Here is a 19,946-nt window from a genome sequence, read left to right as displayed (position 1 = left end):
TGGCACGAACCTTCGCCGACGGCAGCGGCCAAAGTGGTAATATCGCCCCCCTTTTCCTGCCTTGGGCAGGATATTCACCACAGGAACTGAATCATGATCGACCCCCTGCACCCCACCAAAAATGACGACGATACACTGCTGTCTGAAGGCGAAGCCCAAGCCGCCATCGACTACATCGAAGCCACCGCCGGGGTTCGTCTGACGCAGGCGCAAATGGCCGAGCTGCTGGCCGACTGGGTGCATGTGCGCGAGAACATCATTGAGTGGGGCATGGATGATGCCGCAGCGGCAGAGGATGTCTGCAACACGCTGTCATCCGAGTTGCTGGATGAACCGTGGCCAGCGGCGGATGAAGACAACAGCGAGTTTCTGGTACGCCTGCGTGCGGCGGCCAGGAAACACGGCTATCAGGTAGTTGTGAATTGATTACCCTTACCGCTTCAACGACGCTGTAGTCCGGATGAAGCCGCAGGCGAGAATCCCGGATGCCATATTCGCAAGTTAAATGCGGTGGCCGATTGATGCATTTCCCCCGGATTCCCGCCTCGCTCCATCCGGGCTACGTGAATAAAAAAAGGAACCAAACGGTTCCTTTTTTTATTGGCTCAATCTGACTCAAGCTAGCAATCACACCGGCGTACGGCGGCGGAACAGCGGCAATGGCTGGTCGGTGGCACCTTGATAGAACTCGGTGAAATCCTCCAGACCCTTGAGCGCTTCGTTAATGTCTTTATCCGCGCGCACGGCAAAGGCATCAAAACCGCAACGATGCTGGAACAGGATCACATCCTTGAACACATCGCCAATCGCCCGCAGCTCGCCCTTCCAGCCGAAACGGTCACGCAGCAAACGCGCATTGGAATAACTGCGGCCGTCGATAAAGGCCGGGAAGTCCAGCGCAATCAGCGCAAAGTGCGCCAGATCGCTCGCGATGTCTTCCACTTCTTCATCGGATGCCAGCCATACACCCACATCGCCGCGGGTAATCAGGCTGTCGCGCTGCGCTTGCCATTGTTTGAGCGGAACGATGATCCGGCCAGTGGCAGGAACACTCTCAAAACTGCCGTCTTCAGCCAGACGCAACAGTGTGGCGTCATCTTCAACAATCTGGCGGCCTTTGATGATCTTAGTCATGGGTCGCCTCCGCTACGGCTTTGGTCTTGTTGCCGTAAACGCGCGTTTTGAAGGGTTCCATACCCAGACGATCAAACACTTCCACAAAGTGTTCGTCGGCTTCGCGTGCTTCAACAAAGACCTTGATGATCTGCTCGATCACGCCCGGCACATCGTCTTGGGCAAACGACGGTCCAATGACCTTACCCAAGCTGGCCTGCTTGCCTTGACGGCCGCCCAGCGAAATCTGGTACCACTCGCTGCCACTCTTATCCACGCCCAGAATGCCGATGTGGCCGACGTGGTGGTGCCCACAGGAGTTCATACAGCCCGAGATATTGATATCCAGTTCACCCAGGTCAAACAGGTAATCCAGATCATCAAATTTTTGCTGGATGCCTTCAGCAATCGGGATCGACTTGGCGTTAGCCAGCGAGCAGAAATCACCGCCCGGGCAGCACACGATATCGGTCAGCAGGCCGATGTTCGGCGTGGCAAAACCAATGGCTTTGGCTTGTTCCCACACCGCAAACAGATCGGCCTGTTTTACGTACGGCAGGATAAGATTCTGTTCGTGCGAAACGCGAATTTCACCCAAGCTGTACTGGTCGGACAAATCTGCCACGGCGTCCAGCTGCGCGTCGGTAGCATCACCTGGCGGCACGCCGGTTTTCTTCAGAGACAGCGTCACAGCGGCATAGCCTGCTTGCTTGTGACCAAACACGTTGCGCTCCACCCAGCGCGCAAACGCCGGCTTGGTGGCGCGAGCTTGCAGGTAGCCAGCGTCATCGCCCGGCAGTATTTCATACGCCGGGTCGACAAAGAATTTGGCGACGCGATGGATTTCCGCATCGGTCAGCGTCATCGGGCCGTTTTTGGTATGCGCCCATTCTTGTTCAACCTTGGCACCGAAAGCTTCTGGCGTCATGGCTTTCACCAGAATCTTGATGCGGGCTTTGTATTTGTTGTCGCGGCGGCCGTAGCGGTTGTATACGCGCAGTACGGCATCCAGATACGACAGCAAATGGTGTTGTTCCAGCCACGGCTTGATCAGCGCACCAATCACCGGCGTGCGACCAAGGCCGCCACCGACGTACACGGCAAAGCCAATTTCACCGGCCTCATTCTTCTGCACGGTAATACCGATGTCGTGCACCAGAATGGCTGCGCGATCTTCCACGGCACCGTTCACGGCAATCTTGAACTTGCGCGGCAGGTGGGCGAATTCCGGGTGGAAGGTCGACCACTGGCGGATGATTTCGCACCACGGGCGCGGATCAACCAGCTCGTCGTGTGCCACGCCAGCAAACTGGTCGCTGGTGGTATTGCGAATGCAGTTGCCCGAAGTCTGAATGGCATGCATCTGCACGGTGGACAGATCGGCCAGGATATCCGGCACATTTTCCAGCGCCGGCCAGTTGAACTGGATGTTCTGGCGCGTGGTGAAGTGGCCGTAACCACGATCATATTTGCGGGCGATATGCGCCAGCATGCGCACTTGCTTGCTGTTCAGCTCGCCATAGGGCACCGCCACGCGCAGCATCGGCGCATGGCGCTGGATATAGAGTCCGTTCTGCAAACGCAGCGGGCGGAACTCATCTTCGGTAAGCGTGCCGGCCAGGTAACGGCTGGTTTGATCGCGAAACTGCGCCACGCGCTGATCCACAATTTTCTGGTCAAAGTCGTCGTAAACGTACATGCAAGCCACAGCCAATAAGGGTTTAAGCCAATCGCGTACTATACCAGCGCCATAAGCCGCACGGCAGAACCATTTCGACTATCAAAAGTGTGAGCTGGAATATAACAATTGGCGTTTTTGCGATAATGCGGGCCAGCCCTGATGCCGCAGCGGCTTGATTTTGGGTAGCATTGCTCGCATATAGGTCCAGTAAACAAGTGAAATAACGCGCGCGCGCGCCGCGTGCGAAATATCGGGCATTGCCGCCCCAGAATTTCAACAATGCTGTTGCCGTGCATACCCCGGCTGCAGCCTCTCCCCGCTAACTCATTCCAGGTACGCTTTTGTCATGCAAGAACAACGCCAACCCATTCAGCGCCTTGATTACACCCCGCCGCCATTCCTGATTGATCGCGTCGACCTGACCTTTGAACTGGAAGAAACCAACACCCGCGTGCTGTCGCGCCTGGTACTCAAACGCAATCCGGCCCACCCTAACGCCACCGCGCCGCTGGTGCTGGATGGCGAAGAACTGGCACTGGAAAGCATCAAGCTGGACGGCAAGCAACTGGCACAGGACGACTACGAGCTGGGTGACGACACATTGACCATCGCCCAGTTGCCCGATGAATGCATTCTGGAAATCGCCACGCGCATCAACCCGCTGACCAACACCACGTTGTCCGGCCTGTATGTTTCCAATGGCAATTTCTTTACCCAATGTGAGGCCGAAGGCTTCCGGCGCATTACCTGGTATCTGGATCGCCCGGATGTCATGGCCAAGTTCACCACCACCATCATCGCCGACAAAACCCGCTACCCGGTATTGCTGGGCAACGGCAATCGCGTCGACCAGGGTGTGCTGGACCGCAATCGCCACTGGGTAAAATGGGTTGATCCGTTCAAGAAGCCGTCTTATCTGTTTGCGCTGGTCGCGGGCAAGCTGGTAGTGCTGGCCGACCGTTACACCACTGGCAGCGGCAAGAACGTGAATGTGGAAATCTGGGTTGAGCCGGGCGATGTGGAGAAATGCCACCACGCGCTGGCCTCGGCCAAAGCCGCCATGGCATGGGATGAAGAGCGCTTCGGCCTCGAATACGATCTGGATACCTACATGATCGTAGCGGTCTCGGACTTCAATATGGGCGCCATGGAAAACAAGGGGTTGAACATTTTCAACACCAAGTACGTGCTGGCCCGCCCGGAAACTGCCACCGACGTGGACTTTGACGGCATTGAATCGGTCGTGGCGCACGAGTACTTCCACAACTGGACCGGCAACCGCGTAACTTGCCGCGACTGGTTCCAGTTGTCGCTCAAGGAAGGCCTGACCGTATTCCGCGATCAGGAGTTCTCCAGCGATATCGGCAGCCGTGCCGTGCAACGCATTGGCAATGTGCGCACGCTGCGCGAGTATCAGTTCCCGGAAGACGCTGGCCCGCAAGCACACCCGGTACGGCCAGACTCATATCTGGAAATCAACAATTTCTATACCGCCACCGTGTACGAAAAAGGCTCGGAAGTGGTGCGGATGATCTACACCCTGGTTGGCCACGATGGTTTCCGTAAGGGCACCGATCTGTACTTCAAGCGCCACGATGGCCAAGCCGTGACCTGCGATGATTTCGTCGCGGCCATGGCCGATGCCAACGATATCGACCTGACCCAGTTCAAACGCTGGTACAGCCAGTCCGGCACGCCGCGCGTGACGGTTGAAGGTGTGTACGACCAGGACGCCAAGACCTTTACCCTGACCGTGGAACAACACTGCCCGGCCACACCGGGGCAGTCAGAAAAGCAACCGTACCTGATCCCGCTGGCGCTAGGTCTGCTGGATCGCAGCGGCGCAGAACTGCCGCTGGTGCTGGCTGGCGAAAGCGATACCGGCGTAACCAGCCGGGTACTGCAACTGAAGCAAGCCAAAGAGCGCTTTGTATTTACCGGCATCCACAGCCATCCGGTGCCTTCGCTGCTGCGCGATTTCTCCGCGCCGGTGAAGCTGGATTACCCATACGCTGATGAAGAACTGGTGTTCTTGATCGCCCACGACAGCGATCCGTTTGCGCGCTGGGAAGCGGCCAATACTTATCTGACACGCTTGTTGTTGCAGCGTTATCAGCAAGAAGCTGGCCATGCGGCAGCCCCGGCACAACTGGTAGCGGCGTTTGAAAAGCTGCTGACACAAGACCGGATTGACCCGGCGCTAGTGGCACTGATGCTGCAACTGCCGAGCGAACAATTCCTGTTTGAAGCGCTCAACGAAGTCGACCCGACTCGTCTGCATCAAGTGCGCCAGGCGCTCAAGCAATCGCTGGCCAAAGAACTGCGTGCGCCCCTGATTGCGGTGTACCAGAAACTGCACAGCACCGAGCCTTACCAGTACAACGCCGAACAAGCCGGTCGTCGCAGCCTGAAGAACGTGGCACTGGATTACCTGGCCGAACTGGACGAACCGCGCATTACCGAACTGCTGACCAACCAGTATCGCCACGCCGACAACATGACTGATCGCCTGGCTGCTCTGGCCGCGTTCAACCAGCGCGAAGGTGGCGATCAATATCTAGCGGACTTTGCCAGCATGTGGCAAGACGACGCGTTGGTGATGGACAAGTGGTTCGGCCTGCAAGCGCTGTCGGATCGCCCCGGTGCGCTGGCTCGCGTGCAGCAATTGATGAGCCATCCAGCCTTTGCCATGACCAATCCGAACAAGGTGCGCTCGCTGATCACCACGTTCTGCTCGCGCAATATGGCGCATTTTCATGCAGTGGATGGCTACGGTTACGCTTTTGCTGCTGACCGCGTACTGGAACTGGACAAAATCAATCCGCAAATCGCTGCGCGGCTGGCGGCGTGTTTCAATCGCTGGACTCGCGTCGAGCCAAGCCGTCGCGCCATGATGCGCGCCGAACTGGAACGCGTGGCGCGCCAGCCCGGCTTGTCACCTGACACCTTTGAAATTGTGTCCAAGGCGCTGCAAGCGGGCAAGTAAGCACATGGCGTCGGGTTTCAAGTGATCGGGTTAGTGATCTATTTACCTGGCTGGCGCGGGGAACCCTTCGCCAGCCAGGCGTACATACAACACAGTGCTGGCACGTTGTAAGCAAAATTTCACACCAGCGGGCAAACCAGATATTTTGAATCACCGGCGGATGCCAAAAGCATTTTAAAACGAACGTACCACCCGGCCGTAAGTTTTGCTTTTTTGCATAAACATCAACAAGATACAAGTTATTGAATTCAACCGGAAACATTCCGCGTCATGGTAAAAAAGCGCTTTGAAGACACCCGCGAGCATTTGCTCGCCATCGGTGAACACATCATTCTGGGGAAAGGTTTTGCTGCAGTGGGTCTGGCAGAAATCCTGGCCACGGCCGATGTCCCCAAGGGCTCGTTCTATCACTATTTCGCTTCAAAAGAAGCATACGGTGTGGGCCTGCTTGAGCGCTATTTCGCCAACTATCTCGAAGACGCAAAAATGCGTCTGAATGCCCCGCAAGGCTCTGCTCACGATCATCTGATTGATTATTTCGATAACTGGCAGGGCAAATCGTGCGGTAACACCGTGCCCTGTCTGGTGGTAAAACTGGCCGCAGAAGTGGCCGATCTGTCTGACACCATGCGTGCGGCGCTGCAAAGCGGCTGTAACCACATTGTGGCGGCACTGGAGCGCACCGTAGCGCGCGGCCAGGAGGCAGGCACGGTCAGTAAGGCACAAGCACCAGAGGTAACGGCTTTGGCGCTGTACGAATTGTGGCTCGGTGCCAGTTTGATGACCAAACTGCGACGTGACCGCGTACCACTGGAAACCGCTATGGCCGTTACGCGGCAATTGCTCACGCCGTGAGTTGAACAAGTCAGTTCCAGCCCCATTCGCAACGCCAGCTGGCATTTCGGCTGGCGTTGTTGTTATCGCCCCCCACCTTCCGCCACAAAAAACCGTGCGACTGCCCCACCTTTTGGCAAACGTTGCTCTGTTCGCCAGGCTTTCAATCCAGTCGCCCACCTAAAAAAATAATTGACTGGTCTAATTGATAATCCAGGGCGGCACGCCTATCTACAGACGAACGCCAAAATAACTCTGCCTCATCTAACCACTCACAGGACCAACATGCCCATCGACAAACTCCTTACCCCGGTCAAAGTCGGCCATCTCACCCTGAACAACCGACTGTCCATGGCCCCGCTGACCCGTTCGCGCGCCAGCAAACCGGGCGATGCACCCACCGAACTGAACGCCACGTATTACGCGCAGCGCGCCACAGCCGGTTTGATCGTCACTGAAGCCACCCAAATCTCTCGTCAGGGCCAAGGCTATGCCTGGACGCCAGGCATTTACACTGACGAACAAGAAGCGGGCTGGAAAAACGTGGTCGATGCCGTGCATGCGAAGGGTGGCAAGTTGTCATTGCAACTGTGGCACGTGGGCCGCATTTCCAACCGTCTGCTGCAGGAAGATGGCCAGGCGCCGGTATCGGCCAGCGCCATTCAGGCCGCTACCTCCAAGAGCTTTGTGGTGTTGCCTGATGGCACGCCAGCCAATGAGCCCTGCGATACCCCACGAGCACTCGAAACCGCTGAACTGCCAGGCATTGTCGCCAGCTATGTGGCCGCCGCGACCCGCGCCAAACGCGCCGGCTTCGACTTTGTAGAAATCCACTCCGCCAACGGTTACCTGCTGCACCAATTCCTGGCCACCGGCACCAACCAGCGCACCGACCAATATGGTGGTGGACTTGAAAACCGCGCGCGTCTGCTGCTGGAAGTGCTGGATGCGGTGGTGGCGGTACTGGGTGCAGATCACGTCGGCGTACGTTTGTCGCCCGCCTTCCCTGGCCACGACATTGTGGATGCGGAATCTGAACCGATGAGCCTGTATCTGGCCAGCGAATTCAGCAAACGCAATATCGCCTATCTGCACATCGCCGAGCCAGACTGGGTTGGCGGCACGCCGCTGTCGGATACTTTCCGCCGTGGCCTGCGCAATCAGTTCAGTGGCACCATCATCACTTGCGGTGGTTACAGCGCTGAGTCCGCCGAAGCGCGTCTGGACGAAGGCGTTGCCGATGTGATCGGTTTTGGTCGTCCATACATTGCCAACCCGGATCTGGTTGAGCGCTTCCGCCAGGGTGCGCCGCTCAATACGCCAGATCACACCACGTTCTACGGTGGCGCTGAGCAGGGTTATACCGATTACCCCACGCTAGGCTAATCACCAGCGCTTTTAAAAGCATATAGGGACGGACCACTATCCGGTCCGCTAGAAACACCGTCCGGAGAAGTCGCTCAAACAGAGCGACCGATCCCGACGGTGTTTGTTTTTTTATGCTGCAATGCGAGTAAAACTACGCAATCTGGCACAGAATACCCGGCATCAAACGCTTCGCCGGTGCCCGCACACCAGCCGTGTGACCCCAAAGTTAGCAAGCCAGGCACTATCCCCAATCGAACCTGTAGCCACATTTGGCATAAAATCCGTTTTTACGCACAAGGATAGCTTCAATGTACCAGGTCATCGCTTCCGATCTCGACGGCACACTTTTGAATGCCGACCACATGGTTGACGCCTACACCGCCGAAACGCTCAGAGCGCTGGAAGCACGTGGCGTGCACTTTGTGATTGCCACCGGCCGCCATTATCGGGACGTGCGCGGGATTCGCGATGTGCTGGGCGTGCGCGCCTATCTGGTGACCTCCAACGGCGCACGTGTACATGACTGGGATAACCGGCTGGTGTACGCGGAAAATCTGGAACCCTCGGTCGCCCAGCAATTGCTGCAGCCGGAGTTCTCGGAAGGCACGCACTTGAATGTTTATCTGGATGACGCCTGGCTGGCGGATAGCCATGCCGAATGGCTGGCCGACCTGCATCAGGACTCAGGCTTCATGTATGAAGTCACTGACCTGAAAAAACACTCTGGCGAAGGCATCGCCAAGGTGTTGTACATCGGCGAGCACGAACATCTGCTGACCATTGAAGACAAGCTGCAAGAACGCTTTGGCGATGAGTTGTATGTGACCTTCTCCATGCCCGATTGCCTGGAAGTGATGGCACCGACCGTATCGAAGGGCCATGCGCTCACCGCCGTGCTTGGCGAACTGGGCATTCCCGCCAGCGACTGTGTGGCATTTGGCGACGGCCCCAACGACATCCAGCTGCTGCAGACTGCCGGCCACCCGTTTGTAATGGGCAACGCCAACCCGCGCCTGCTGGCCGCCCTGCCCGAAGTGCCACAGATTGGCCGCAATACCGAAGCTGGCGTGGCGCATCAGTTGCGCAAGTTGTTTGAAATGAAAGAAGACTAAAGCGGCACGATTGCCAAACGGCAGGCAACAAAAAAGGCGTGGGATTCGACCCGCGCCTTTTTTGTTGCCCAACGCCAGCGAAGTGGCTGGTTAGCCAGTGCTCATTCTACTAACGGTGCTACCAGCGAACGGAAGGCGCCACGCCCGGCGTCATACTGATGCAACTCGCCATGTTCAATATCGAAATACCAACCGACTAGCAGCAGTTTGCCCTCAGTGACTTTCTGGGCAATGAACGGGAAGCTCATCAGGTTATCCAGCGAAACCACAATGGCCGCCATTTCACAGGCGCGCACCTGGACTTCCAGCGGTTTATCCGAATAGTGATCAAGCACATGCTGGCGCGCGGTTTCTGCCATGCGCATCCAGCGACCGACAAAGTTTGCTTCAGTTTTGGGCGCGTAACCCTTGAGCAATGCGCCAATGCCGCCACAAGTGGAATGGCCCATCACAATGATGCGTTTTACTTCCAGGTCACAGACCGCAAATTCAATCGCGGATGAGACACCGTGGTACATGCCGTCTTTCTCATACGGTGGTACCAGGTTGGCGACGTTGCGCACCACGAACATGTCGCCCGGGTTGCAGTCTGTTAGCAGTGCGGGGTCGACGCGTGAATCCGAGCAGCCGATAACCAGCGAGGTCGGGCTTTGACCGCGCTTGAGTTGTTCAAAAAGATTCGTGTCCTGACCAAAATATTTGCCCTGGAAGCGGTGAAAACCTTCGATCAGTTTTGCAAGTTCGTCCATGCCATCTCCGTAGGTCTGCTCTGCACGCAAGGGTGCAGCCGTGGTTATGAACGATTTTAACTGAGTAGTGTTTGAAATCTGCCTACACATTGCGCAAAAAATTCAAACATGGATGATTTATCAGCGTATTTCATGGGGCAAAGTGCCCCGTCCTGCCACAGCAAAAAATCATCCAGGCCCGCACAGCTGCGGCACTCGGCCAGTCAATCGTCACTAGTTCAAAATATTCGAACAATTTCTGCAGAACTTTTCGCTGGCATGGCGTACCAATCGACCACTATAGTGCATGCTCGTATCAATCATTTTACGCACAGGGAATCTGCACACGATGAAACGCACGAGCTACGACGGCTTCCACATCGCTTTACATTGGCTGATTGCCGTTTTGATCGTCTGTGCATTTGGCCTGGCGCTGTATCTGGGCAGCCTGCCGCTGTCTCCGTTGAAATTCCGCCTGTATTCGTATCATAAGTGGCTGGGCATTTCGGTGTTGATTCTGGTGCTGGTTCGTCTGCTGTGGCGTACGGCACGCGGCGTGCCAGATCCGCTACCCGGCCAGCCGCGCTGGCAATTGGCTGTGGCCGCTGCCACCCACCATACGCTTTATCTGTTGATGATCGTCATTCCCCTGGTCGGCTGGGCCATGAGTTCTGCCAAAGGGGTGCCGGTGGTGCTGTTTGGCGTGTTGCCACTGCCTAACTGGGTGCCGGTCAACCATGATCTGGGCGAGACGCTGGAAACCGTGCACAAAGTGCTGGCCTGGATACTGGCCGCCATTGTTGCGCTGCATGCAGCTGCCGCCATCAAACATCACGTGATCGACAAGGACGACACTCTGCGCCGCATGTTGCCGGGCAAATCCTGATTCATCACCTTGGTTAACGACGCCGTTATCGGCGCGATCTCTCCAATATCCGCTCCCTGGAACTCACTGGAACACATTATGAAAGCACGTACTCTGACCTCTCTGTTGCTGGCTGCCAGCCTTGGCTTGGCCAGTTTATCCAGCATGGCGGCACAAACGCTGGTTGCCGCTCAAAGCAAAATCGGCTTTGCCTTCAAACAAATGAACGTGCCGGTTGAAGGCAGTTTCAAGCGCTTTGATGCCAACGTCAGTTTTGATCCGGCCAAGCCCGAAAAAACCCAGGCCCAGATTACCGTTGACCTGACCAGCATTGATGTCGGCAGCGCGGACGGCAACAAGACCACACAAGGCAAAGACTGGTTCAATACCTCCACCACCCCCAAGGCCACGTTTGTTTCCAGCTCGGTCAAAGCACTGGGCGGCGGCAAGTTTGAAGCGCACGGCAAGCTGACCATCAAGGGCGTGAGCCGCGATATCGTCGCCACCCTGACCGCCAAACAAGACGGCGCCAATCTCAATGTGGATGGCAGCTTTCCGATGATGCGTCTGCAATACAAGATTGGCGATGGCGACTGGGCTGATACCGGCACCGTGGCCGATGAAGTCACCGTGAAATTCAAGCTGGTACTGGCTGGCAAACCTGGCTAAGCGCTGGCGCTGCCCGACCACTGCATCCGGCCGCCGGTCAGTGGTTCGGGAATGATTTGTTCTTTGAAGCGTTTTTCAAAATTAAAGACTGCAACAACCATTAGCACCAAACCACAATCTACCAAGGGAAACACCATGAAACTGAAACTTGCCGCTATTGCCCTGGCTTGCGTTGCCTCCGCCGCTTTTGCTGCCCCGCAAACGCTGGAACTGGATTCTTCGCACACCCAGCCGTATTTTGAAATCGGCCACTTCGGCTACTCCACCCAACTGGGCCGCTTCGAAAAAGCCACCGGTACCGTTGTGGTTGATCTAGACAAGAAAGCCGGCTCGGCCGACATCAGCATCGACACCGCCAGCCTGTCCACCGGCTGGGCTGCCCGTGACAAGCACCTGAAGACTGCGGACTTTTTCAACGTCGAAAAATTCCCGGCCATGACTTTCAAGTCCACCGACTTCAAGTTTGATGGCGACAAGCTGGTGGCCGTGAACGGTAACTTCACCCTGCTGGGCGTGACCAAGCCATTGACCCTGAACATCGCCAACTTCCATTGTGGCGACCACCCGATGATGAAGAAATACTGGTGCGGTGCTGAAGCAACCGCCACCATCAAGCGCAGCGATTTCGGTATGACTACCTTCGTTCCGGCCGTGTCGGACGAAGTCAAACTGGTTATCCCGGTTGAAGCAGGCGCGAAATAAGCTGCATTGCTGGCTGAAAGATGGTCGAAAAAAAGCCCACGTTTTGCGTGGGCTTTTTTTATCTGCTTAATGTTGCGTGCGGGCAAAATAAAATCAGATCTCGCCCTTGCACGCCAGCCAGTCAGAAACCAATGGATCATTACGCAACTGATCCACCCACCAGGCCAGCGCGCGCCCAGGTTGTGTTGCCCGCCAGGCCGCATGAAAAGCGGGAATGGAATGCTGGCGCTCGGTCTGTTTTTCAATCAACAAGCCCGCTTGCAGCTCTTTGCGGATCAGACATCTGGGCAAGTAACCACAACCGAGCCCTTGCATTTGTAGCGCGAGTTTGGCCTGGGCGCTTGGCACCGTCAGCGTTTCCTGCCCCTGCAAGATATTCACCGTGCGCGGCACCAGCGAGCGCGAACTATCCGCAATGGCAATGACCCGATACTGCTGGATCAGCGCGGGCGGCAAGGGTTCTGGCACGTCGGCCAGCGGATGACTCGGCGCAACAGCAAAAACAAACTCAAGCGGCCCCATGGCGATGCTGGCAAAACCGCCGCTGTGCGGGCTATCCATGGCCACACCAATCGCCAGATCAGCGCGATGATCAATCAGCCCATCCCACATTCCGGCCAGCGTTTCATGCAAAAACCGCAACCGGGTGCCAGAGTGCAGTTCATCAAATGCCTTGATCCATGGCGTTAATATCGAAAGCGGCACCAACGTATCAACCGCAATGCGCAGTTCCGGTTCCCAGCCCGTCGCCACTCTTTTCACCCGGTATTCCAGATCCGATGCTGCGCGCAGCAAATGCCGACCTTGTTCCAGCAATGTTTCACCGGCCGGGGTTAATCTGGCCCGATGTCCGGAGCGATCGAACAACTGCACATTCATTTCATCTTCAAGTTTTTTGATGACATACGTTACGGCAGAAGGAACGCGATGCACTTCTTCAGCTGCCGCGGCAAAACTGCCTTTTCTGGCAATGGCATCAAGTATTTCAATGGCTTCAAGATTGAGTCGCAGCATGAGGTAATTATCCCGAATTTCGCAACAGATATGGTTTTACATGCACTTATCATTTACCCAATATGGAATATACTACACCTCATGTTCGATTTAACTGAAGGAGACGCAATATGATCACGCTACGCAAAGCTCAGGACCGAGGCCACGCCAACCACGGCTGGCTGGACAGCTGGCATAGCTTCTCGTTCGCAAGTTACCAGGACCAGCAGAATGTCCATTTTGGTTCGTTGCGGGTGATTAATGAAGACCGCGTTGCTGCCGGGCAAGGCTTTGGCTCACACCCGCACAAAGACATGGAAATCATCAGTTACGTGCTGGACGGTGAACTGCAGCATGGCGACAACATGGGCAATGGTTCGGTGATCCGGCCCGGCAACGTGCAACGCATGAGCGCCGGGAGCGGTGTTGTGCATTCGGAAGCCAATCCATCGGCGACCAACCCGGTGCATTTCCTGCAAATCTGGATCATCCCGAACAAGCGCGTGCAGCCGTCGTACGAGGAAAAAGACTTTCCTGAAGCCGAAAAGCGCGGCAAGTTGCGTTTGGTGGTTAGCGAGACGGGCGAGCAAGGCTCTGTGCTGGTCAACCAGGATGCCAAGTTGTATATCGGCCTGTTCGACGGTGCCGAAACCGCGACCTTGAACGTGTCACCCGAGCGCCTGGTATATGTGCACGTGGCGCGCGGCTCGGTGACGGTGAATGGTCAACAACTGGCAACCGGCGACGCCGCCAAAATCCGCGCCGAAACGGCGATTACCTTGAGTAACGGTAACGCCGCAGAAGTATTGTTGTTTGATGTGGCGGAGCTGGAGTAACAACGGCGCGTAGCGTGGATTCGCGCAGCAATCCGGGGAGCAATATTGGCAACTACCGATACCGGTGGCTCGTAGATGCGTTGCCACCCCGGATTCTCGCTGCGCTTCATCCGGGCTACATGTGGCCAGCAAAGCAGCTAATCACGCCGACTGAGGCAACGCAGGATGCACGCAAAGACTCCTCGCATACAGACGGTTTGCATCAGCTTTTGACTTCGGGCCCCCTTGCGGCAGCGGGGTCGCCTTTTGCTATCCCGCTCTGCGGGACTTTGGGACACCTTTCTTTGGCGACGCAAAGAAAGGTGTCGTGCTCCCGGTCACCACCGGGAATCAAATGCCTTTCACACCCGTGCCGAAGGCACTACCAAAACAGCTTTCCATGCCAAAACCGCAACTGTTTTGTGCAAACCAAACAATAACCAAACCTACAACCGCTTCACCACCCACTTCAACCCCTCATCCTCCGGATGCCTGGTAATCTCAAACCCCAGCCTGCGCATAAATGCCAGCATATTGGTATTGCTGCTCAACACCTCGCCCTCTACCGTCGACAAGCGCATATCCCGAGCCGCGGTAAACAGCCCTTCCATCAACTGGCCACCCAAACCCTTACCCTGCCACCGATCGTCAATCACAATCGCAAACTCGCAGCTGTCGTAATCCACGTTCACCACAAAACGCGCCACAGCCACGATCATCTCGCCGGTTTCGCCTTGTACCGTGGAAACCAGCGCCATTTCGCGGGCGTAATCGATCTGGGTAAAGCGCACCAGTTGCGATTGGGATAACGCCTTGAGCGTGCTCATATAACGGTTGTAACGCGTCTCTTCCGACAAACCCGCCACAAAACGCACGATCATCTCGGCGTCTTCCGGGCGGATTGGCCGGAGGGTCATCGGCAAGCCGTTTTTGAGCTGCGTCACCTGCACCAGGTTGGATGGATACGGGTGAATGGCCATATGCCCGTAACGGCGGGCTTTTTCCGGGATCGGGGCGACGTAAATGCGTGCATCCAGCGCCACCGCGCCGTTTTCATCGACGATCAGCGGGTTGATATCCAGATGCTGGATTTGCGGTAATTCACACACCATTTCCGAAACCCGCATCAGCACTGACTTGATGGCATGCACGTCGGCTGGCGGTTGATTGCGGAACTCGCCCAGCATGTTTTTCACGCGGGTGCGGCGGATCAGGTTGTCGGCCAGATATTCGTTCAGCGGCGGCAACGCGACCGCGACATCGTTAAATACTTCGACGGCAATGCCACCAGCGCCAAAACTGATCACCGGGCCAAACGCCGGGTCGGTCGCCACGCCCACCATCAACTCGCGGCCATGCTTGAGGCTGATCATCGGTTGTACGGTCAGGCCACGCAACTTGTCGCCAAAGCGTTCGCGCGCACGACCGAGCAGGCGATTAGCTTCGGATGACACGGCCATCAGCGTGGTCAAGTTCAGCACCACGCCATCCACATCGGTTTTGTGCGTCAACCCTTCGACATCCAGCTTGAGCACCACTGGCAGCCCCATGCCCATGGCTGCGGTCACGGCCGCTTCTGCCGACGCCGCCCGCACTGTGGTGGTCACCGGAATATGAAACGCACGCAGAATGGCTTTGGATTCCAGCTCATCCAGCCCTTGGCGGCCATTGGCCAGTGCGTTATCCAGGATCATGCGGGCGGATTCAAGATCGGGCGCATCCCATTCACCCAGCGGGCCGGGCGTTTGCAGTAACAATTGCTGGTTGTATTGCCACGATGCCAGCGACCAGAACACCTCCACCGCGTGCTCCGGGGTGCTGAAGTACGCCATATTGTGTTTGGCCAGCAATTTGCGGCTGGCCACCACTTTCTTGCCACCAATCCAGGCCAGCAAGATCGGTTTGTCTGTGGTTTTGGCCAAGGCGATCATCGCTTCAGCCGTGGCCATGTGATCGGTGCCCATTTGTGGGGTGAACACCACCAATACGCCGTCGACGTTTTCATCGGCCAGCACCGCATCAGTCGCGGCATGAAAGCGCGCGGCGGAGGCATTGCCCAGAATGTCGATCGGGTTATCGTGACTGGATTGCGCAGGCAGGAATGAATCAAGGCGTGCGATGGTGCTTTGTGAGAGTTTGGGCAATTGAATATGTAGATCGCCCGCGCGATCCACTGCCATCATCCCGGCGCCAATGCCGTTGGTAATTACCGCCAGCCGCCGACCGCGTGTTTTGTAATTGCGTGGCAGGACGCGGGCGGCAATAAACAGCTGGTTGATTGAGCGCAAACGCAGCACGCCAGCGCGGCGCAAAGCGTTGTCGAAGACTTCATCACTACCGATCAAACGCTCGGAATGAGTGCGCCCCAGCTTCTCGCCGCCATCATAACGCCCCACTTTGAGCACCATCACCGGCTTGGTTCGCGCGGCGGCGCGCAGGGCAGACATAAACGTACGGGCATCGCTGACATCTTCCACATACAACAAGATGCTGCGGGTTTTCGGGTCCGTGACGAGGTAATCCAGCGTCTCGCCGACATCCATATCCACCGCCGAGCCCAGCGAGATCACCGACGAAAAACCTACGTCTTGTGACTCCGCCCAATCCAGAATGGCCGAAGCAACCGATGATGATTGCGACACCAGCGCCATGCTGCCGGATTTGATGCTGCCCGCGTAATTGCCACTGTTGAGTTTACTCACCGGCCGCGCCTGGCCAAACACCGTGGGGCCCAACAAACGCACGCCATACTGACGGCAAATTACCAGTAACTTGTCGAGTAAATCCCGAGACTTATCGGCCGTGCCGACAAAGTCGCAAGACATGATCACCAGCCCTTTCACACCATATTTACAGCACTCCGTTACCAGCTCAATCAGCGTTTTGGAGGGCGTAGTGATGATCGCCAGATCCACCGGTTTGCCAATCTTGCTGATGGTTTTGAACGCTTTGTGCTCCAGCACCGTGGCATGTTTGAGGTTTACCGGGTACAGCTTGCCGGCATAGCCGCCTTCCAGCAGATTGCTGAATACGGTCGTGCCAACGGCACCAGGCGTAACCGATGCCCCAATCACCGCAATGGAGGCGGGTTCAAACAGCGGCGTGAGATAGTGTTGTTTCATGTCTTGAGTGAATCCAGGCAAGGCGCCGATGTGTTGGGGATCGCCCAATGCAGGCCGGCAAGCGCAAGCATCATGATATGCGAAAAAAGTGACTGATCCATGCGGGTGAGATCAGGTAAAACGGCTATTTGAAGCATATTTCATGCCGATTCCCGCGCGATGACAGCGGGCAAAGTATCGGCCCGACCTGCACAGATGCCTTCGCACCGTTATAATCACGCGGGTCTGGCATCAAGCCGCTGGCAAAACGGGCAGGTTGAACAACGACCGCCCGCACTGTTTTGTCAGTGTCGCCGCATACTTTTACTCACGAACATTCAGGATCACTCAGCATGGATATCAGCAAGATTCCAGTCGGCAAGGATGTGCCGAACGATTTCAACGTCATTATCGAAATCCCTGCCAACGCCGCGCCGATCAAGTACGAGCACGACAAGGAATCGGGTGCCGTATTCGTTGACCGTTTCATGGGTACTTGCATGTTCTACCCAATGAACTACGGCTACATTCCGCACACCCTGGCTGAAGATGGCGATCCGGTTGACGCGCTGGTGTACACCCCGTTCCCGCTGATCCCGGCCGCTGTGGTGCGTTGCCGTGCCATCGGCATGCTGCAGATGGAAGACGAATCCGGTATCGACGCCAAGCTGGTTGTGGTTCCGGTCGACAAGCTCTGTCAAATGACCAAGGGCATCCAGAAGCTGGAAGACCTGCCTGCGCTGTTGCTGGCACAAGTCAAACACTTCTTCGAACACTATAAAGACCTGGAACCAGGCAAGTGGGTCAAGGTACAAGGCTGGGCAGACAAAGAAGCTGCGCACGCTGAAATCCTGGCCGGTATCAAGCGCGCAGCCTGATTGCAGCGTTTGCCGGTAGATGAAAAAAGCCAGTCATTGCGACTGGCTTTTTTTGTGGCTAGCTCAAGTACGTGGCACTCAATATGACAACCCAAACCCGAACGGATACAGCGGATGCGCGGTGTCGTGCGGGACGTCTTCCAGCTGGGCTTCAACTTCCGCCATGGATGACGGCAGTTCAAACGGCAGCTTGCCTTGCGGTTTACCTTTGCCGGTGAGTACGTCAAACAAGGCCACGTCGCTGGTGCCAAAGTTGGCCAGAATGGCGGTGGCTTTGTCTTGCACGTTGGTCAGAATCGCCGGGCGGTCCATGTACACCGAGACAATCGACTTGGGTGCCAGTGCTGCTTGTTTGATGGCTTCGTAATCTTTGTTGCCATCGACAAACGCCAGGCTGCCTTCGTGCTGCATTGAGCCAAACATGTAGTTCGGGTGCAGTGTTTCGTATGGCGTGCTTACCCGCAGAATCGCCACGTCGGCCGCTTGTGGCGTGCTGACCACGGTGTAGCCATAGCTTTGTGCCACGGCCGGATCAACGCCGTACAACCAGACCTTTTGCCCGGCACCAGCCAACGGCAAAACATTGCCGGTGTTTTGCAGCAACACCATCGCCCGGCGTTGGGCGTCGAGCGCTTCAGCCTGGAATTGCGCGTTACCCACTACGGTTTTCGCCTTGGCCGCATCGACATAAGGATGATCGAACAAGCCTTGCTGGAATTTTTGCAGCAGGATGCGATAAACCGACTCATCCAGCCGCGCTTCGGTCAGCAGACCTTGTTGCACAGCCTGGATCAGGAATTCTGGCTCGGTAGCGCCGCCAAACTGGTCCATCCCGGCGGTCACCGACTTCACGTAGCGCTGCAGTTTGGTCGCATTTTCCATACCCCAAGGCGTACCGAAGCCGATAAACGAAGGTGCGACGCCAGCTGGTGTGCCGTTGATGCAGTTGGTATCGCAATCCGAGGTAATACCCCAGTCAGACAAGATCACGCCCTTGAAGCCATATTTGCCGCGCAACAAATCGGTCAGCAAGGCTTTATCAAAGCCCGCACCGACTTGTTCCAGCGTGACGCCATCCACCGTGACGGAAGTATCCGGGAAGGCGTACGTCGGCATCACTGAACCCACGTTCGCGGCAAACGCGCCTTCAAACGGCTTCAGGTGATAGGCAAAGTTGTTGCCCGGGAAGGTAATAAAGCGGCCGTAGTAGTTATGCCCGTCAAAGCCGGTTTTGGACGCACCATAACCCGCCCAATGCTTCACCACGGCGACCACACTGTTCGGTGTCAGACCGGTTGAGCCGCCCTGGAAGCCTTCGATATAAGCCTGTACTTGCGCTTTGGCCAGATCGGCATCTTCGCCAAACGTGCCATTGATACGTGCCCAACGTGGTTCGGTGGCCAGATCGGCTTGGGGTGAGAGTGCTTGGGTAATACCCACTGCCAGATATTCCTGGCGGGCGATATCGCCAAAACGGCGCGTCAATGTGGCATCGCCAATCGCGGCAAAGCCCAGTGTTTCTGGCCACTGCGAGAAGCCACTGCCACCCGCGCTGGCGCCCAGCACGTACTGAAAATGATTGCGCGGATCAGAACTGATCGACACCGGAATACCCAGTCGTGACTGCTCCGCCAACGTCTGTATCTTGTTGTATTGCTCGGCCATGGCTTGCGCATCGCCGCCCATGCGGGTGATGAAGGTGTTGATGTCCTGCGTATTGATCAACGCTTTGAGCGCATCCAGATCATATGCACTACCGGTGCCAGCGCCGGTGGTGTCGTTCAGCACGGGCGCAGTGCCGTGCATCATCAAACCGGCTTTTTCTGCCAGTGTCATGCGTCCAAGCAAATCATGAGCGCGCACGTCGGCGCTCAGTCGCCAGTCTTCATAAGGCTCCAGCTTGCCATCTTTGTTCATGTCCTTGAACTGCAGCCCGCTCTGGCTAACCATGCTCAGCGTGGTATAGCCAAAATCCTGCTGCGGCTGACTGCTGCTACTGTCGCCATCGCTACCGCCACATGCGGCTAGCCCGGCGGCGAGCAAGGCTCCGGCCATCATCATGACGGACGTTTTGAGTACGTGTTGAGTATGAGATTTCATC

General features: G+C 56.5%; 16 protein-coding genes. 10 read left to right on the top strand and 6 right to left on the bottom strand.

What is annotated here, in order from left to right; all coding sequences use genetic code 11:
- The first annotated feature begins 93 nt into the window (after positions 1–93).
- Entirely contained in the window at positions 94–426 is a 333-nt protein-coding gene (locus N7220_RS16105) for a hypothetical protein (protein WP_283148537.1), read from the top strand.
- Between the two features lie 201 nt (positions 427–627).
- On the opposite strand, the gene N7220_RS16100 is transcribed toward N7220_RS16105, so the two are convergent.
- The gene (locus N7220_RS16100; protein WP_283148536.1) at positions 628–1,134 is read right to left on the bottom strand and encodes a DUF934 domain-containing protein; all 507 of its coding nucleotides are present in this window, start codon (positions 1,132–1,134) and stop codon (positions 628–630) included.
- Positions 1,127–2,812, bottom strand: a complete 1,686-nt coding sequence (locus N7220_RS16095; RefSeq protein ID WP_283148535.1) for a nitrite/sulfite reductase — start codon at positions 2,810–2,812, stop codon at positions 1,127–1,129. Before N7220_RS16095 ends, N7220_RS16100 begins: the two co-directional genes overlap by 8 nt.
- A 328-nt stretch (positions 2,813–3,140) precedes the next feature.
- Here N7220_RS16095 and pepN point away from each other — a divergent pair, with 328 nt between their 5' ends.
- The 4 genes from pepN (at position 3,141) to N7220_RS16075 (ending at position 9,094) form a co-directional block, all read left to right on the top strand.
- Positions 3,141–5,780 (top strand): aminopeptidase N, encoded by a 2,640-nt coding sequence (gene pepN, locus N7220_RS16090; protein ID WP_283148534.1) that lies wholly within the window; start codon positions 3,141–3,143, stop codon positions 5,778–5,780.
- A gap of 270 nt (positions 5,781–6,050) precedes the next feature.
- On the top strand, positions 6,051–6,635 hold the full coding sequence (locus N7220_RS16085) for a TetR/AcrR family transcriptional regulator (RefSeq protein WP_283148533.1): 585 nt from the start codon (positions 6,051–6,053) through the stop codon (positions 6,633–6,635).
- A gap of 264 nt (positions 6,636–6,899) precedes the next feature.
- A complete protein-coding gene (locus tag N7220_RS16080; RefSeq protein WP_283148532.1) occupies positions 6,900–8,000 on the top strand; it encodes an alkene reductase in 1,101 nt (366 codons plus the stop codon).
- 290 nt (positions 8,001–8,290) lie between these two features.
- A complete protein-coding gene (locus N7220_RS16075; RefSeq protein WP_283148531.1) occupies positions 8,291–9,094 on the top strand; it encodes a Cof-type HAD-IIB family hydrolase in 804 nt (267 codons plus the stop codon).
- 101 nt (positions 9,095–9,195) lie between these two features.
- Here N7220_RS16075 and N7220_RS16070 read toward each other — a convergent pair whose 3' ends face one another.
- Positions 9,196–9,843, bottom strand: coding sequence for a carbonic anhydrase (locus N7220_RS16070; RefSeq protein ID WP_283148530.1), 648 nt, complete (start codon positions 9,841–9,843; stop codon positions 9,196–9,198).
- A gap of 328 nt (positions 9,844–10,171) precedes the next feature.
- On the opposite strand from N7220_RS16070, the gene N7220_RS16065 reads away from it, so the two are divergent.
- The 3 genes from N7220_RS16065 to N7220_RS16055 all read left to right on the top strand — a co-directional run bounded on the left by N7220_RS16065 (position 10,172) and on the right by N7220_RS16055 (position 12,058).
- Positions 10,172–10,708 (top strand): cytochrome b, encoded by a 537-nt coding sequence (locus N7220_RS16065; RefSeq protein ID WP_283148529.1) that lies wholly within the window; start codon positions 10,172–10,174, stop codon positions 10,706–10,708.
- A 78-nt stretch (positions 10,709–10,786) separates the two neighbouring features.
- Positions 10,787–11,356 (top strand): YceI family protein, encoded by a 570-nt coding sequence (locus tag N7220_RS16060; protein ID WP_283148528.1) that lies wholly within the window; start codon positions 10,787–10,789, stop codon positions 11,354–11,356.
- 135 nt (positions 11,357–11,491) lie between these two features.
- Positions 11,492–12,058, top strand: a complete 567-nt coding sequence (locus N7220_RS16055; protein ID WP_283148527.1) for a YceI family protein — start codon at positions 11,492–11,494, stop codon at positions 12,056–12,058.
- A gap of 93 nt (positions 12,059–12,151) precedes the next feature.
- Here the strand turns inward: N7220_RS16055 and N7220_RS16050 are convergent, their stop codons facing one another.
- A complete protein-coding gene (locus N7220_RS16050) occupies positions 12,152–13,072 on the bottom strand; it encodes a LysR family transcriptional regulator (RefSeq protein WP_283148526.1) in 921 nt (306 codons plus the stop codon).
- 110 nt (positions 13,073–13,182) lie between these two features.
- On the opposite strand from N7220_RS16050, the gene N7220_RS16045 reads away from it, so the two are divergent.
- Complete coding sequence (locus N7220_RS16045) at positions 13,183–13,887, top strand: pirin family protein (protein ID WP_283148525.1); 705 nt, start codon at positions 13,183–13,185, stop codon at positions 13,885–13,887.
- Positions 13,888–14,312: 425 nt separating this feature from the next.
- Here the strand turns inward: N7220_RS16045 and N7220_RS16040 are convergent, their stop codons facing one another.
- Positions 14,313–16,988, bottom strand: coding sequence for a bifunctional acetate--CoA ligase family protein/GNAT family N-acetyltransferase (locus N7220_RS16040; RefSeq protein WP_283148524.1), 2,676 nt, complete (start codon positions 16,986–16,988; stop codon positions 14,313–14,315).
- 332 nt (positions 16,989–17,320) lie between these two features.
- On the opposite strand from N7220_RS16040, the gene ppa reads away from it, so the two are divergent.
- The gene (gene ppa / locus N7220_RS16035; RefSeq protein WP_283148523.1) at positions 17,321–17,845 is read left to right on the top strand and encodes an inorganic diphosphatase; all 525 of its coding nucleotides are present in this window, start codon (positions 17,321–17,323) and stop codon (positions 17,843–17,845) included.
- A gap of 78 nt (positions 17,846–17,923) precedes the next feature.
- On the opposite strand, the gene N7220_RS16030 is transcribed toward ppa, so the two are convergent.
- Positions 17,924–19,945: a glycoside hydrolase family 3 protein gene (locus tag N7220_RS16030; protein ID WP_283148522.1), complete on the bottom strand. Its 2,022-nt coding sequence runs from the start codon at positions 19,943–19,945 to the stop codon at positions 17,924–17,926.
- Position 19,946 lies beyond the last annotated feature (1 nt).

It is taken from the genome of Silvimonas soli, from assembly GCF_030035605.1.
GTDB classification, from domain to species: domain Bacteria; phylum Pseudomonadota; class Gammaproteobacteria; order Burkholderiales; family Chitinibacteraceae; genus Silvimonas; species Silvimonas soli.
The sequence above is the reverse complement of the archived record's forward strand: the minus strand, read 5'-3'. Positions and strand labels throughout refer to the sequence as shown.